Source organism: Prauserella endophytica (assembly GCF_005146945.1).
Taxonomy (GTDB): domain Bacteria; phylum Actinomycetota; class Actinomycetes; order Mycobacteriales; family Pseudonocardiaceae; genus Prauserella_A; species Prauserella_A endophytica.
On sequence record NZ_SWMS01000001.1, the window covers coordinates 624,931 to 638,634 of the forward strand.

Consider the following 13,704-nt stretch of genomic DNA (forward strand, 5'->3'; position numbering starts at 1 on the left):
GGCTATGACGTGCACACACTGCCAGAGCGGACTCGACCACTGCCACGGCACGCTGGTGCAGCACGTTGCCGGTGGTGCTGAGTGCACCGACCAGGGTTGCACCGATTTCGAGCTGGTGCGCCACACCCTGGTCATCGAGTGCGAGTCGGTCGACGGCGGCTGTGCGTGCACCGAGCCCGTGTACTACGAGGAGCTGCTCCGGGCCTCGTAGGAGCCCGGTCACTCCTCGGAGGGCACGCCGCGCCTAGGCGGGCATGCCGCGCCTATTTCGGGGCTATGACCTTCGGGTCCACGGCGAAACGAAGGCCGAAGTTGTCGAGCGTCGCGGGCAGCGGGCGCTGCGGGCTCAATGTCCTCGGCGACAGCAGGCGGTAGTCGCCACGGCGCAACAGTTCTGCGAGCATCGTGCTGGTCACGAACAGCACCAGGTTTTCCCCTGGGCATCTGCCCGGGCCGTCGCTGAACGGCACGAGGGCGGGATGCTGCTCGGCGCGCCCGTCGAGCCACGCCTGAGGCTCGAACTCGTCGGCGAAGGGGATCGCCTCGGGATCGCGGTGGAAGTACGGCGTGAAGACGAAGAAGGTCGTGCCGGGCGGTAGCTGGGTGCCGTGCCAAGACGTCGCCGTGGCGCTCTCCCTGAGCAGCACCGGAGTGGTGGGCCACAGGCGCACGGTGTCCAGCACGCAGCCGCGCAGGTAGGAGAGCGCCGGGTCGTCGAGGTCCGCGTGTGCGTCGGTGTTCTGGCGCGGATGGGTGGCCAGCAGCGCGAGCGTGCGGAGGGTGGCCATGCCAGCGGCGTCGAAGGCGAACAGCCAGTGCGGCACCTGGCCTGCCGGGTCGATCCCGCTCTCGGTGGGCAACTCGGCGATCTTCGCCGCGAGGCTGCCGCTCTCGGCGCGGGCGAGCAGGTCGCCGATCCGTTGGTGCAGTGACTGCCGCGCGCGCTTGGACTTCGGCCACAGGTAGGCCCAGTTGGCGCGGAGGCGGAGGCGGGCGAGCTCGTCGGTGACGGCGTGCTCGTGGCGTGCGCCGTCGCCGAAGACGATGCGCCGGACGATCCGCCACCACGCGGTGTTGAAGGTGGCCCAGTCCAGCTCGGTCGTGTTCGCCAGGAGCCGCTCGGTCTCCTCGCGGACCACCGTGCGGGCCTGCCCGGCCAGCGAGTGCAGCTCGTGACCGGTCTCGAGCACGGCCTCATTGTACCGACGCCTCGGCTCACGCTCCGTGCTCTTCGTGGCGAGCACGGCGTGGGGCTGGAAGTGGTTGAGCGCGGCCCGCTTCTCGAGGCTCGCTGGATGGAAGGGGGACGGAGTATTCGCCAGTACCCGCTCGACGTCCTCGGCGTCGAGCATGAGCGCGATGGACCTGCCCGGCACGCGCAGTAGCAGCGGGCCAGGCCCGTGACGCGCGTGGAGCCTGCGCAGCAAGCCGACGGCGGTGCGGTCGAGCTGAAGCCGCTCCGCGAGCGCAATGACTCGCGGGCGGCGCTTGAGGACGCCACCCGCGAGCGTGGGCAGCACTACCCCACCCGCCACCCTGGCGGTGTCGGGAATGGTGGCCTGCCGCGTCATCGGTCGCGCTGAGTGGGGATCCGCCTGCCCTCTTCCGGGCTCAACCCGAGCGCCTCCAGCAGTTCGGCGCACTCGGTGGCGTCGGAGGCGGCGGAGGCGATGGCGCGGACCGCCCTGCGGCGCTGCTCCGCTGTCGGTTCCTCCGTCCGAGGCAGAGCGGGTTGTGGGTTCTGACTCGGAGCGGTCGGGCTGTATGCGTTCACGGCTACTCCCGAGGTCGAGATCACTTGGATCCCGCAGTTACCCCATAGGCAGGGCCCTTACACGTTCGGTTTCCGGTGATCGGCGCTCGGGTATCCCACCGGACGTGGCCCCGTGTCACGCAGCGAACCGTGTCACGCAGAAAGGAGTCTGAGGTGCCAACCGACGCTTATCTCGCGTTCCTCGGCCTGGGCCTCGTCATGATCGTCGCCGATGGGCAGATCCTCTACCACAGCGGTAAGCGGTATTTGTCCGATGTGGACACCGACATGTCGACGGCGGGCTCTCAGACCCGGCTCATCGCGGTGCTCTTCCACATCGTGATGCTGGGCTTCATGATGCTGCTGTCGGTGTTCAACTTCGACTTCGGCGGCGGGACGATCCGTGCGGTCGTCGGCAACCTCGGTGTACTGCTGCTCGTTCTCGGGCTCGTGCACGCGGTCACCATGGCCGTGTTGTCGAACATGCACGACAGCAAGATGGTCGAGGAGAGCATCAACAAGTCCGCTACGGCGTCCGGCGTACCGACAGCACGGACCACGAACGGCGAGCTCCAACGCGGCCCGGTGGTGGCTCCCGTGCCGGGTCAGCCGGGACGCGACCCACGGATGAGCCCGACGATCGAGAACCAGTCGCTGTGACGGCGAGCCGGTCTCGGCCCGCGCGGCTCGCGTGACGCGAGTTCGTAGCAGGCGAGCAGGCGCAGGCCGTACCATTCGTCGCTGGTCCAGTCGGCCTCCGTACTCGGGGGCTGCCAACCTTCACGAAGGGCCTGTCTGCGGATGTCGTAGGCGTGGCCGGCGATCAGCACCAGCTGCGTGGTGGGGACGGCGCGCTCGATCAGCTGCTCCTCATCACGCAGCGTGTCGGCGACCGCGTCGAGATGCTGGTCGAACAGTCGCCGAAGGGCCGGCTGCGCGAGCGCCTGCCAGCCGGACTGGAGTTCCTCGCCCATCCGGCCCAGCCAGCGGCGCGCAGAACGGTCCGTCGCCGAGTCCAACCAGCCCACACCTGATGATGCACACAGCGAGCGATTGATCGCTACTGGTACCTGCCAGTGGGTGACAACGATCGGGGTCACTCAGCCGCGAGGAACTTCCGCAGGTGGTCCACCACCGCCTCGGGCTGCTCCTCGGGCAGGAAGTGCCCGCAGTCGGCGATGGCCGCGGCGGTCACGTTGTCGGCGTACTCCCGCCAGATCTCCGCGCTCGGCAACGTGCCGAGCAGGCCCTTCTCTCCCCACAGTGCGAGCACCGGCAGCCTGAGCCTGCGTCCCGCGTCCGCGTCGGCGTCGTCGTGCTCGGCGTCGGTGGGAAACGAGGCCCGGTAGTCGTCGAAACCCGCCCGCAGCGCGCCCGGTGCCGAGAAAGCGCGGACGTACTCGGCGATCGCCTCCGGTTCCAGCCGGTCCCGCCGGTGGGTCCAGCGCTCGAAGAAGTAGCCGAGGTACCCGGCGACGTCCTGGCCCGCCAGCCGCTCCGGGAGATCCGGTTGCAGGTGGAACAACCAGTGCCAGTAACCGCGCGCGACTCCGCCGTCCAGCCGTCGCCACATCTCCCTGGTGGGGATGATGTCCAGCACCGCGAGCCGCTCGACCTGCTCCGGCCGGTCGAGCGCCCAGCGATGACCGACCCGGCCGCCCCGGTCGTGCCCGACGACGCTCACCCGGTCGAAGCCCAGCGCATCGATGAGCGCCGCGACGTCGGCGGCCATCGTGCGTTTGTCGTAGCCCTCGCGCGGCTTGTCGGTGAGCCCGTAGCCGCGCAGGTCCGGCACCAGCACCGTGTGCTCCCGCGCCAGCGGCTCGACCACCTTGCGCCAGCAGTGACCCGTCTGCGGCCAGCCGTGCAGCAGCACGACGGGCGGGCCGGAGCCCGCACGTCGGTAGTGCATTCGGATGCCGTTGACCTGCTCCATCCCGGTGTCCATGCCTGATTCTAACCAGTTAAGGTGGTTAGATGACCACGGCCGAATGGGTGTTCGACGGCGGCAGGCCCTGCCTCCACCTGGTCAACACGCTGCGCGATCGGCACAGGGGCGGCAGGGAACTGCTCACCACGCCCTCCGCGCTCACCGAATGGCTGGGCCTAGCCGGTTACGGCGGCAGGGCCACGGCGGCGGACCTGGCGACCGCGCGACAGCTGCGCGAGGCCGTCGATCGCGTCACCCGCGCGGTATCGGCGGGAGAGCGGCCCGGACGGGCGGACGTGGCCGTGCTCAACTCCGTGGCCGTCTCGGCGCCCGCGCCGGCGCTGCGCGTCGACGCCGACGGAACGCCTCACCGCACCGCTCAGGGCAGCGCCGGGCGGGTCGCGGCGTCGCTCGCCGCGCTCGCCGTCGACGCGATCGAACTGGTCACGAGCTCGCCGTGCGTGCGCGTCTGCGCGGCTGACGACTGCGGGCTCCGGTTTGCCGACTCGTCGCCGAAGCGCAACCGGCAGTGGTGCTCGATGGCCCGCTGTGGCAACCGCGCGAAGGCCCGCGCGCACTACGCCAGGCGTCAGCGCTGATCGCCGCCGATGAGCATCAGCAGCGCATCGCCCGCCGGCGTCGCCGGAGGAGCACCCGTGGCGAGCCTGCGCAGCTGCAGGCCTGCGATCAGCGCAACCACCGGCCCGGCGAGGCGCTCCGGGCCGGGCACCCCGAGTGCTCGCAGGATCGTCACAGCGAGGTCGTCGTAGGCGGCGAAACAGCGCCGGGTCGCGTCGCGCAACTCCGGATCCCGTCCCGCCTGCAGGTACAGCTCCAGCGACGCGATCTCGTCGATGCTCATCGGCATCGCCTCGAGCACCCGCTCGACCGTCGCGGCGGCGTCGGCGAGGCTCAGGTCCTCGGCGCGCTGCGCCTCGGCCAGCCCGGCGAGCCTGCCCGTCTCGTCCTCGACGAAGAGCAGCAGTGCCTCGCGCAGCAGTTCGGTCTGGCTGGGGAAGTGGTAGGTCAGCGAGCCGAGCGAGACCCCGGCCTCCGCGACGATCCGCCGGTTGGTCAGCCCGGCCACGCCCTGCTCGCCGATCACGCGCAGTGCGGCGCGCAGGATCGCCTCCCTGGTGTTCACGGTGTCCGATCGTGCCAGCGCTCGACGCCTTCCAGCTGCGCGGCCAGTGAGATCAGCAGGTCCTCCGAGCCGGCAGGCCCGGCGAGCTGGGCGCCCATCGGCAGCCCATCGGCCGTGAGACCGGCGGGGACGTTCACGGAGGGCCAGCCGAGCACGTTCCACGGCCACGCGAACGGGCAGGCGGCGACGATCGCGCGGTCGGTGCGCCAGTTCGGCAGGTCGGCGAACACGTCGGCCCGGGGCGGTGGGGTGGCTGTGGTGGGCGTGAGCAGCACGTCGACGCCTTCGCTGTCGGAGAACACCTTGCCGACCCGCCTGCTCCACAGCGGTTCCAGCCGCCGCGAGAGGGCGAGCAGCGGCCGCAGACGGGTGCCCGTGCGCCGGTTGGCGAGCGTGCGCGGGTCGAGCAGTGCGGGATCCGGCACGCGGTCGGCCCAGTCGGCGACGCCCGCGAGTGAGCGCGGGAGGAAGTCCAGCCCGATCAGCCCGTAGCGCGGTTCGGTCTCGACCACCTCGTGGCCGAGGTCGGTGAGCACGCCCGCGAGCCGGACGACCGCGGCGCGGACGCGTTCGTCGAGCCGCGTGTAGAGCGCCGTGAACGGAACGTTCAACGCGAGACCGATGCGCAGCGGGCGTGGTTCGCGCGCCGCCGCGGTGCGGAACCGGTTCGCTGTGCCGGCGAGGACATCGAGCAACAGCGCCGCGTCGCCCACGGTCCTCGCCAGTGGGCCGTGCCCGGTCAGGCCGTGGAACAGCTCCGGTTCGGGTGCGGTGGGCACCAGACCGCGGGTGGCCTTGATGCCGACGAGGTTGGTCCACGCCGCCGGGATGCGGATCGATCCGGCGCCGTCCGAGCCGACCGCACCCGCGACGATCCCCGCGGCGACGGCCGAGGCCGAGCCGCCGGAGGACCCGCCGGGCGTGTGGGCGGTGTCCCAGGGGTTGCGTGTCACGCCGAACCCCGTGCCCTCGGTGAACGGCCACTGGCCGATCTCCGGCGTGTTGGTCTTGCCCACGATCACGGCGCCCGCCCGGCGCAGGCGCGTGACGATCTCCGCGTCGGCGTCGCGAACGGGGAAGTCGCCGCGGCAGCCGAAGGCCGTGGGGAGGCCCGCGATGTCAGTGTCGTCCTTGATCGCCACGGGGACGCCGAGCAGCGGAGCCCGCTCGCCATCGGCGAGGCGGCGGTCGGCGGCCTCGGCCTCCCGGCCCGCCTCGGCCGCGCGGACGTGGCGGAAGGCGTTGAGCGTCGGCTGCGTCTCGGCGATGCGGCCGAGCACCGCCGAGGTGAGCTCTACCGCGCTGACGCGGCCTTCGGCCAGCAGCGTGGCCTGCCCGGTGAGGCCCGCGAATGCGATGTCCTGCTCGGTGTGTCGCATGGCGGCTCCACGTTGTTCGTTCGAACGAACGAGGATATCACCGACCGTCCGTCTGCTGTAGTCGCGCGGTGCGGATGGCGGTCACGAGCAGGGCCGCGAGCAGTAGGAAGTCCACGACGAACACGATCCGCTGGGTGAATCCCACCGGCAGGAGGGTCATGATCGTGGTGATCGCCGGAGTGGTCGGCAGTGCGTCCGCGACGTAGCTGACGCCGAACAGCCCGAGGCTCGCGAGGCCGATCCAGAGCAACCGCACCAGCATCACTCGGCTGGGGGTGAGCCCGGGCACCTCCTTGAACCGGTCGAGCAGCGAGAAGGCGATCGCGGGCAGGCACAGGAACGCGATGAGGCTCGCGTACTGGTGAATCCGGCCGCTGACCGGATCGATCTCGGGCGTGAACGTGGCCGGGAAGAGCGCGGCGCCGACGAGGCCGGTCGCCGTGGCGTAGATGAGCACAGACGTCGTGCGGGGGAACGTGATGCCCGAGGCGAGCAGGGCCCCGCGCACGGCGATCACCCCGACCGCGAACGACAGCAGGCTCGCCTCGAGCATGCCGCCGCCGTGGTCGCTGAAGGCGTAGCGGCTCAGCGGGTCGGCGAGCGGGTCGAAAGAGCTGACCAGGTGCAGGATCGTCAGCGTGAACAGCGCCCAGCCGAGGGACGCCCAGGCCGCGATCGCCCACACACGAGTGCGAGCGACCGCATTGGTGGCTGTTTTGGTCCCCAGGTTGGCCATGACTAAAGCTTGGCCCTACTTGGTCGACTTCGGATCCGGGGAAGACCCTGAGTCACCCCCTAATCGGGGGTGAAGTCGATCACGGCGAACGCCTGGTCGTCGTGGCGTTTCGTGCGCGGCCAGCGGGTGCCGTCGGGGTCAGCCTCCTCGGCCTCGCGTACGGCGTCGAGCACCGCCTGCGCGCCGTGTTCGCGGGCGATGCGGAGCACGGCGGGCCAGTCGAAGAGACCGTAGTCGTCGATTCCCACCGAGACGCCGTCCGTGGCGAGCAGTACCGTCTCGACATCGGCGAGCGCCCAGCTCGCGCGGAGCGCGTGCTCGGCGGCGGCCGGGTCCGCTTCGGCGACCCAGAAGCCGTTCTCCGCGTTGCGCAGCCGGTTGACGTCGGCGCGGGTGCGCAGGTGCCCGCCGTCGCGCAGGCGGCTGAGGCGCTGGTCGGCGAGCACACTGGTGCCCGTCCGTCCGAACGCGACGATCGGGCTGTCGGCGAGCACGAGCGCGTCCACACGCTCGGCGGTCCAGCGCAGCATGGCGACCGTGCTCGACGGTGAGTGACCCGGCCGCAGCCCGTGTTCGCTCGCGACGCCGGAGATCGCGGCGGCGAGCAGGTCACCGAGCTCGGCCTCGGGCGCGTCCGTCAGGCCGGCGTGGAGGTGTTCGGCGAGCCGGGACGCGTACCAGCCACCGCTGGGCAGCTCGACGCGGAACTCGGTGGCGCCGTCCAGCAGCACCACCGCGTTGGCGGTGGTCACCACGTGGTCCTCGGTCGGTCTCGGCCTGCCGTCGAGGCCGACGCCCGGCCGCTCGGCGATATCGATCTCGGGCACGGGATCGACACTAGCCAATCGTCAACTAGAGTTGACATCGGCGAGCATGTCAACCTAGATTGACGATATGACCGAAGCAACCGATCTGGCCGCGAGAGCGGGTGACCGCGACCCCAGGGTCGGCCTGCGTGCCGTGGCCGCGCTGCGAAGGCTGCTGGAGCAGCTCGAGGCCGTGCAGGTGCGCAGCGCGCGCGTGCACGGCTGGTCGTGGCAGGACATCGCCGACGAGCTGGGGGTCAGCAGGCAGGCCGTCCACAAGAAGTACGGGAGACGCTGATGTTCGAGCGGTTCACGAAAGACGCCCGCGCCGCGGTCAAGATGGCCGTGTGCGAGGCGCAGACGCTGCGTTCGCCGGAGATCGACCCGCTGCACGTGCTCGTGGCGCTCACCCGGTTCCCCGACGGCGGGGCCGGCCGGCTGCTCGCCACGCTCGGCGTCGCGCTCGACGACCTGGCCGCCCAGGCGCAGGAGGTCCGCCGCCGGGGCGGGGTGACCGAGTTCGACGCCGCCGCACTCGGCGGGCTCGGCATCGACGTCGACGCGATCGTGTCGCGAGTGGAGCAGGAGCACGGCCCCGGTGCGCTCGCGGGCGGCTGGCGGTGCGCGGGCGGGCACATCCCGTTCTCCGACAGCGGCAAGCGGGTCCTCGAACGGACCCTGCGTGAGGTGATCATGTTGCGGGGCAACGCGATCGGCGGCGAGCACATCCTGCTGGCGCTGGCCGCGGTGCCCGGCCCGGCGGCGGACGTGCTCGCCGGGCAGGGACTCTCGCCGGAGGCGATCAGGAACGCGCTGCGCGCGGCCTCATGACCGCGCTGAGCGCTGTCGCCACACGACGTAGGGCAGGAACAGCTGCGCCAGCGGGCCGATGGCCAGCGCATAGAGCACCGTGCCGAGGCCGACCGTGCCGCCGAGCAGCCAGCCGACGCCGAGAACCGTGAGCTCGATCAGGGTGCGGACGAGGCGCACCGAGCGGCCCGTTCGCGCCGCGAGGCCGGTCATGAGCCCGTCGCGCGGCCCGGGGCCGAGCCGGGCGCCGACGTAGACCGCCGTCGCGAGTCCGTTGAGGACGATGCCGCTCAGCAGGAACGTGACCTGCCAGCCCAGTGCGTGCTGGTCGGGCAGCACCAGCCGGGCCAGGTCGACCGTGATGGCGATGACGACCACGTTCGCGACGGTGCCGATTCCTGGCCGCTGCTTCAGCGGGATCCACAGCAGCAGCACGACCCCCGAGGCGAGCGCGGTGACCGTGCCGAACGTCAGGCCGGTCCGGTTCACCACGCCCTCGTGCAGCACGTCCCAAGGGTTCAGGCCGAGTCCGGCCCTGGTCATCAGCGCCATGCTCGTGCCGTAGAGCGCGAGGCCGAGCAGCAGCTGCGTGAGCCTGCGGGTGGGGCTGGCGGTGACGGGGACGGGACGGAGGTCGATCTGTTCTAGCTGAGCCACACAATCCAATATCTGTGACCAATGGCTGGTATGACCATAGCCAATCGGCAACAATTGGACTGATGAACGGTCAGTTCCCACTAGGTGGACGGATATCGGGCGGCCGGTTGGCCACGACGCTCGGCGATTGGCGGCAGAGCGGCTCCCGGCGCGGCGCCGCCGACCTGGCCTCCGCGATCGAGCTGCAGGTCCTCGACGGCCGGCTCCCGGTGGGCACCCGGCTGCCCGCGGAGCGGGAGCTGGCCGACGCGCTCGGCGTCAGCAGGACCCTCGTCGGCGCCGCGCTCGATCGGCTCCGCGAGCACGGGCTCGTCGCGAGCAGACAGGGCGCGGGCTCGTGGATCACGTTCCCGCAGGGTGGCCGTGGCCTGCGGCTCGCCCCCACCGACCGGCTCGACCTCATCGATCTCTCGCACGCCTCGCCGCCCGCGGTGCCCGCGCTTCCGCCGGCCTTCGACGCCGTGCGCGGGGTATTCGCGGCGGAGCTGCTCGACCACGGCTACCACGTGCGTGGCCTGCCGGTGCTGCGCGAGCGGATCGCGGACCGTTACACCGCGCGCGGCCTGCCGACGAGCCCGGAGCAGGTGCTGATCACCAACGGCGCCCAGCACGCGCTCGCGCTCGTGCTGCGCGCGCTGGTCGGCCCCGGCGACCGCGTGCTCCTCGAGCAGCCCTGCTACCCGAACACGGCGGGGGCCATCCGCGCCGCGCACGCGCTGTCGGTTCCCGTGGCCGTCGACCCGCATGACGGCTGGGACGTGCCCGGCATCGACGCCGCCCTGCGCCAGGCCGCGCCCCGGCTCGCCTGCCTCGCCGTCGACTTCCAGAACCCCACGGGTCACCTGCTCGGCGCCGAGGATCGCGAACGCCTCGGCGCCGCTCTGGCCAGGGCGAGGACGCCCGCCGTCGTCGACGAGACCCTGGCCGAACTCGACCTGCGCGACGGCGCGGAACCGGTGCCGCCGCTCGCCGCGTTCGCGCGCGACTGGGCGATCACCGTCGGCTCGGCGGCGAAGTCGTACTGGGGCGGGCTGCGGCTGGGCTGGATCAGGGCGCAGGAGGACCTGATCGACCGCCTGGCCGCCGCCAGGTGCACGCTCGACCTCGGTTCGCCGGTGCTGGAACAGCTGGCGCTCGCGGAGCTGCTCGCCGATCCGGAACCCGCGCTCCGTGCGCGCCGGACCGAGATCCGCGGGATGCGCGACGCCCTCGTGGCGGCGATGCGGGAGCACTGTCCGGAATGGACGTTCCGCGTGCCGGACGGTGGGCTGTCGCTGTGGTGCAGGCTGCCGGAGCCGATGAGCACGCGGCTGAGCGTGGCTGCCGCCAACCACGGGGTGCTCGTTGCGGAGGGCGCCCGATTCGGTGTGCACGGCGGACTCGAACGCTGGCTGCGGCTGCCGTTCTCGCTGCCGCCTGGACGACTGCGCGAGGCGGTGCGCAGGCTCGGCGTCGCGGCGGCCTCGGTGCTCTCGGCGGCGCCGGCGATCGAGACTTCGGCCGGTGCGGTGACCTGACCCCGGTGGTGCCTGCCGCGGTGGCACCAACTGCAGTGAAGGCCACCTTCACTGCGTTCAACGCAGTCAAGGTGGCCTTCACTGCAGTGTCGGGGTGACGTAGAGAGAGCCGGTGCGCTGGATGCGGGGGTGCCGTCACTCCAGGGATACGGGACGGTCGATCATCCAGCGCACCGGCTCCGGCCGTGCCCTGTTCGGGCACGGGCGCCGAGGGCCCTGCCCGGCATCGCCCCTCGCCATGCCGGGTGGGCCGCTCGGCTCAGGAGCGCATCGGGTGGCTGTTCCTGTTCGGCGCGGTGAACAGGAACACCCGACGCTGCTCCCGATCGGGTCCCGACGCCGCAGGGGCAGGGCGACGCCGGGACCAGGCCCCGTCACGACCGGGCGCGGTCGGTCGAGCGGGAAGACTTGAATGCACGGAAGAACCCCTAGGCAAACGACTGCGACCTGAACGTCGTCATGACCGGTGAACGGCGAACAACCAGAAGTTGATCTTGGTTTGGACGCACTGCTCCCGGTTTACCGGGCCGGGTCAGTCCGGGGTGGTGGTGGGCAGGGCGGCTTCCCTGCCAGCGCCGTCGGCGTCGTGATCGCGGCTGGCTCCGATGAGCCGGAGCTGGGTCAGGGTGGGCGCCCAGCTCAGGATGCCGTGGACCGACCGGCCCGCGGCGTTGTCCTGAGGGGCGGCGATGCTGCAGGAGCCGGTGGCGAAGCTGACAGGGCCCGCGGGCAGCGGGTTCAGGGGACCGCCTCCGCCGGGCGCCCCGCCGCCACCGGCCTCGGGGGCGTCGGTGGCGTTCGACTCGGCCGACGACGGCACCGGCGTGGTCGCCAGAAGCGTGGCGTCGGACTGCGCGGTCGCCTGCGGGGCCGCGGTCGCTGGCCGGTCCTGCGCGGGCGCACGCACCGGGGTAGGCCTGTCGGGCACGGTCGCGGGAACCGGATCGGCGGGCACCGCGATGACCGCGCCGTCGCCGCTGCCGGCCTCGGGCACCGAGGGCAGCGTGAGGTCGACCTCGGGCAGCGTGATGCCCAGCTCGGGCAGCGTGCCGGGCACGTCGACGATCGGGGCGATGCCCTCGATCGTGCCGTTGAGGGCGCCGGTGACGCCGTTGACGGTGGTCTGCACCGTCTGGGGCACGGTGCCGACCGTGTTGTGCACCGTGGTGGTGACGGTGCCGACGAGGTTGTTGACGGTCTTGTTGACCGTGCCGAGTAGCCCGCCGACCGGGTTCTGCGGGGTGTAGGTCTGCCGCGGCTCGGGAGCCACCGGAGCGGGAGGCTCGACTTGAGCGTCCAGGGGCGAAGTCTGCTCGGGCTCAGGCTCCGGTGCGGGCGGAGGGCCATCGACGGGCCCAGGCACGGGAGCCTGTTCCACCGGCCCGTCCGCGGTGGCGGCGTGCTCGGCCGCCTCCTCCGGCAGCACCGGTTCGGCTTCCTCGCGGGGCTCCGCAGGCTCGTCCTCGGAAACCGCGCTGGTCACGCCGGTGCCGTGGGCACAGGGCTCGTCGGTGCTCGCCAGCGCGGCGGAGGAAAGCAAGGCCGTCAGCAGCCAGCCTCCCGCGGCGACGCCCACGACGATCAGGAAGCGCGGCAGGGCAGCCGAAAGGAGTTCGGATGCGCGCACGCCACCCAATCTCCTCACCGGAACCACCGCCGTCTGCCAGTTGATCTTCCTGCGCCCCTCTGACCAGGCCGTGCCTAGGCCGGGACTGCTATTTCTAGCACCGGTGGGGAGTGTTTCACCTCGTGCGCGTTCGATCCACCCCGGACGGCCCAATCGTCGCGAGCCCATGGAGTCGTTCGATCGCTTCGTCGAGCACCTCGTCGCGCTTACAGAACGCGAAGCGGAGCACGTGATTCCACCCTTCCGGGTGGTCGGTGAACACCTTGACGGGCACCGCGGCGACCCCGACTCGCTCCGGGAGTTGCCAGGCCAGCTCGGCGGCGTCGGTGAACCCGAGCGGCCGGACGTCGGCGCACACGAAGTACGTGCCCGCGCTCGGCCACACCGCGAAACCGGCCTCGGCCAGGCCCTTCGTGAGCCGGTCGCGCTTCGCGGCGAGTGCCGTGCGCAGCTGCTCGACCCAGTCCAGCTCGTGTTCGAGCGCGTACGCGACGGCGGGCTGCAGCGGGCCGCCGGAGACGAACGTGAGGAACTGCTTGGTGGCCTTCACCGCGGCGACCAGCTCCGGGGTCGCGCACACCCAGCCGATCTTCCAGCCCGTGCAGTTGAAGGTCTTGCCCGCGCTGGAGATCGACACCGTGCGCTCGCGCATGCCCGGCAGGGTCGCCAGCGGCACGTGCTCGTTGTCGTCGAAGACGAGGTGTTCGTAGACCTCGTCGGTGATGGCCACGAGGTCGTGCTCGACGCACACCTCGGCGATGGCGGACAGCTCCGCGCGCGTGAACACGGTGCCGGTGGGGTTGTGCGGCGAGTTGACCAGTATCGCGCGGGTCGCGGGCGTGACGGCGGCACGCAGCGCGTCGGTGTCGAGTGCGAACCGGCCTTGCGCCGACACCAGCGACACGACGCGCCTGGTGGCGCCCGCCATGGCGACCGAGGCGGCGTAGGAGTCGTAGTACGGCTCGATGACGATCACCTCGTCACCCGGCTCGGTCAGCGCGAGCAGGCTCGCCGCGATGGCCTCGGTCGCGCCAGCCGTGACGAGGATCTCGGTGTCCGGGTCGTAGTGGGTGCCGTAGCGGGTCCGGTGCGCCGCGATGGCCGCGCGCAGCTCCGGCCTGCCCGGGCCGGGCGGGTACTGGTTGGCGCCGCCGAACAGCGCGTCCCTCGCCGCGTCGAGCATGCCCGAGGGGCCGTCGGTGTCGGGGAAGCCCTGGCCGAGGTTGACGGCTCCCGTCCGCACGGCCAGCGCCGTCATCTCGGCGAAGATGGTCGAGGTGAAGGGCTGCAGGCGGGGGACGAGTATCGGTTCACGCACGATCGCCCATCCTCACGGACAATGAGG

17 protein-coding genes are annotated in these 13,704 nt (G+C 71.6%); 6 read left to right on the forward strand and 11 right to left on the reverse strand.

The features are described from left to right. The first annotated feature begins 4 nt into the window (after positions 1-4). Complete coding sequence (locus FCN18_RS03195; protein WP_110334578.1) at positions 5-211, forward strand: hypothetical protein; 207 nt, start codon at positions 5-7, stop codon at positions 209-211. Positions 212-263: 52 nt separating this feature from the next. Here the strand turns inward: FCN18_RS03195 and FCN18_RS03200 are convergent, their stop codons facing one another. Together FCN18_RS03200 and FCN18_RS03205 are read right to left on the reverse strand one after the other, a co-directional pair. Then, positions 264-1,571, reverse strand: coding sequence for a cytochrome P450 (locus FCN18_RS03200; protein WP_137093149.1), 1,308 nt, complete (start codon positions 1,569-1,571; stop codon positions 264-266). Continuing rightward, a complete protein-coding gene (locus tag FCN18_RS03205; protein ID WP_112266339.1) occupies positions 1,568-1,774 on the reverse strand; it encodes a hypothetical protein in 207 nt (68 codons plus the stop codon). Before FCN18_RS03205 ends, FCN18_RS03200 begins: the two co-directional genes overlap by 4 nt. A gap of 153 nt (positions 1,775-1,927) precedes the next feature. On the opposite strand from FCN18_RS03205, the gene FCN18_RS03210 reads away from it, so the two are divergent. After that, positions 1,928-2,413, forward strand: a complete 486-nt coding sequence (locus FCN18_RS03210; RefSeq protein ID WP_137093151.1) for a hypothetical protein — start codon at positions 1,928-1,930, stop codon at positions 2,411-2,413. Here FCN18_RS03210 and FCN18_RS03215 read toward each other — a convergent pair. Together FCN18_RS03215 and FCN18_RS03220 are read right to left on the reverse strand one after the other, a co-directional pair. After that, entirely contained in the window at positions 2,359-2,772 is a 414-nt protein-coding gene (locus tag FCN18_RS03215) for a DUF6401 family natural product biosynthesis protein (RefSeq protein ID WP_112266343.1), read from the reverse strand. The genes FCN18_RS03210 and FCN18_RS03215 overlap by 55 nt on opposite strands. A gap of 77 nt (positions 2,773-2,849) precedes the next feature. After that, positions 2,850-3,701: an alpha/beta fold hydrolase gene (locus FCN18_RS03220; protein ID WP_113642648.1), complete on the reverse strand. Its 852-nt coding sequence runs from the start codon at positions 3,699-3,701 to the stop codon at positions 2,850-2,852. 29 nt (positions 3,702-3,730) lie between these two features. Here FCN18_RS03220 and FCN18_RS03225 point away from each other — a divergent pair, with 29 nt between their 5' ends. Continuing rightward, on the forward strand, positions 3,731-4,282 hold the full coding sequence (locus FCN18_RS03225) for a CGNR zinc finger domain-containing protein (RefSeq protein WP_137093153.1): 552 nt from the start codon (positions 3,731-3,733) through the stop codon (positions 4,280-4,282). Here the strand turns inward: FCN18_RS03225 and FCN18_RS03230 are convergent. From FCN18_RS03230 to FCN18_RS03245, 4 genes are read right to left on the reverse strand one after another with little or no spacing between them, the layout of a single operon-like run. After that, entirely contained in the window at positions 4,273-4,827 is a 555-nt protein-coding gene (locus FCN18_RS03230) for a TetR/AcrR family transcriptional regulator (RefSeq protein ID WP_137093155.1), read from the reverse strand. The genes FCN18_RS03225 and FCN18_RS03230 overlap by 10 nt on opposite strands. Continuing rightward, positions 4,824-6,206, reverse strand: a complete 1,383-nt coding sequence (locus tag FCN18_RS03235; protein WP_137093157.1) for an amidase — start codon at positions 6,204-6,206, stop codon at positions 4,824-4,826. The genes FCN18_RS03230 and FCN18_RS03235 overlap by 4 nt, the downstream gene beginning before the upstream one ends. Before the next feature lie 37 nt (positions 6,207-6,243). After that, a complete protein-coding gene (locus FCN18_RS03240; protein ID WP_112266353.1) occupies positions 6,244-6,942 on the reverse strand; it encodes a DUF998 domain-containing protein in 699 nt (232 codons plus the stop codon). Between the two features lie 59 nt (positions 6,943-7,001). Then, the gene (locus tag FCN18_RS03245) at positions 7,002-7,769 is read right to left on the reverse strand and encodes a hypothetical protein (protein ID WP_137093159.1); all 768 of its coding nucleotides are present in this window, start codon (positions 7,767-7,769) and stop codon (positions 7,002-7,004) included. Positions 7,770-7,836: 67 nt separating this feature from the next. Here FCN18_RS03245 and FCN18_RS03250 point away from each other — a divergent pair, with 67 nt between their 5' ends. Together FCN18_RS03250 and FCN18_RS03255 are read left to right on the forward strand one after the other, a co-directional pair. Next, the gene (locus FCN18_RS03250; RefSeq protein ID WP_110334589.1) at positions 7,837-8,046 is read left to right on the forward strand and encodes a helix-turn-helix domain-containing protein; all 210 of its coding nucleotides are present in this window, start codon (positions 7,837-7,839) and stop codon (positions 8,044-8,046) included. After that, on the forward strand, positions 8,046-8,579 hold the full coding sequence (locus FCN18_RS03255) for a Clp protease N-terminal domain-containing protein (RefSeq protein WP_137093161.1): 534 nt from the start codon (positions 8,046-8,048) through the stop codon (positions 8,577-8,579). The genes FCN18_RS03250 and FCN18_RS03255 overlap by 1 nt, the downstream gene beginning before the upstream one ends. Here FCN18_RS03255 and yczE read toward each other — a convergent pair. After that, positions 8,574-9,215, reverse strand: coding sequence for a membrane protein YczE (gene yczE / locus FCN18_RS03260; RefSeq protein ID WP_112266359.1), 642 nt, complete (start codon positions 9,213-9,215; stop codon positions 8,574-8,576). The two genes, FCN18_RS03255 and yczE, sit on opposite strands and share 6 nt — an antisense overlap. A 62-nt stretch (positions 9,216-9,277) precedes the next feature. Here yczE and yczR point away from each other — a divergent pair, with 62 nt between their 5' ends. Next, positions 9,278-10,732 (forward strand): MocR-like transcription factor YczR, encoded by a 1,455-nt coding sequence (yczR, locus tag FCN18_RS03265; protein ID WP_206077791.1) that lies wholly within the window; start codon positions 9,278-9,280, stop codon positions 10,730-10,732. Between the two features lie 532 nt (positions 10,733-11,264). On the opposite strand, the gene FCN18_RS03270 is transcribed toward yczR, so the two are convergent. After that, positions 11,265-12,359, reverse strand: coding sequence for a hypothetical protein (locus tag FCN18_RS03270; protein WP_137093163.1), 1,095 nt, complete (start codon positions 12,357-12,359; stop codon positions 11,265-11,267). Positions 12,360-12,474: 115 nt separating this feature from the next. Beyond that, the gene (locus FCN18_RS03275; protein WP_113642643.1) at positions 12,475-13,677 is read right to left on the reverse strand and encodes a pyridoxal phosphate-dependent aminotransferase; all 1,203 of its coding nucleotides are present in this window, start codon (positions 13,675-13,677) and stop codon (positions 12,475-12,477) included. Between the last annotated feature and the right edge of the window lie 27 nt (positions 13,678-13,704).

Excerpts from the sequence above, each read along its gene's own strand:
- FCN18_RS03195 (WP_110334578.1), top strand. The coding sequence starts at position 5 with ATGACGTGCACACACTGCCAGAGCGGACTCGACCACTGCCACGGCACG.
- FCN18_RS03200 (WP_137093149.1), bottom strand. The coding sequence starts at position 1,571 with ATGACGCGGCAGGCCACCATTCCCGACACCGCCAGGGTGGCGGGTGGG.
- FCN18_RS03220 (WP_113642648.1), bottom strand. The coding sequence starts at position 3,701 with ATGGACACCGGGATGGAGCAGGTCAACGGCATCCGAATGCACTACCGA.
- FCN18_RS03225 (WP_137093153.1), top strand. The coding sequence starts at position 3,731 with ATGACCACGGCCGAATGGGTGTTCGACGGCGGCAGGCCCTGCCTCCAC.
- FCN18_RS03235 (WP_137093157.1), bottom strand. The coding sequence starts at position 6,206 with ATGCGACACACCGAGCAGGACATCGCATTCGCGGGCCTCACCGGGCAG.
- FCN18_RS03240 (WP_112266353.1), bottom strand. The coding sequence starts at position 6,942 with ATGGCCAACCTGGGGACCAAAACAGCCACCAATGCGGTCGCTCGCACT.
- FCN18_RS03250 (WP_110334589.1), top strand. The coding sequence starts at position 7,837 with ATGACCGAAGCAACCGATCTGGCCGCGAGAGCGGGTGACCGCGACCCC.
- FCN18_RS03255 (WP_137093161.1), top strand. The coding sequence starts at position 8,046 with ATGTTCGAGCGGTTCACGAAAGACGCCCGCGCCGCGGTCAAGATGGCC.
- yczR (WP_206077791.1), top strand. The coding sequence starts at position 9,278 with ATGAACGGTCAGTTCCCACTAGGTGGACGGATATCGGGCGGCCGGTTG.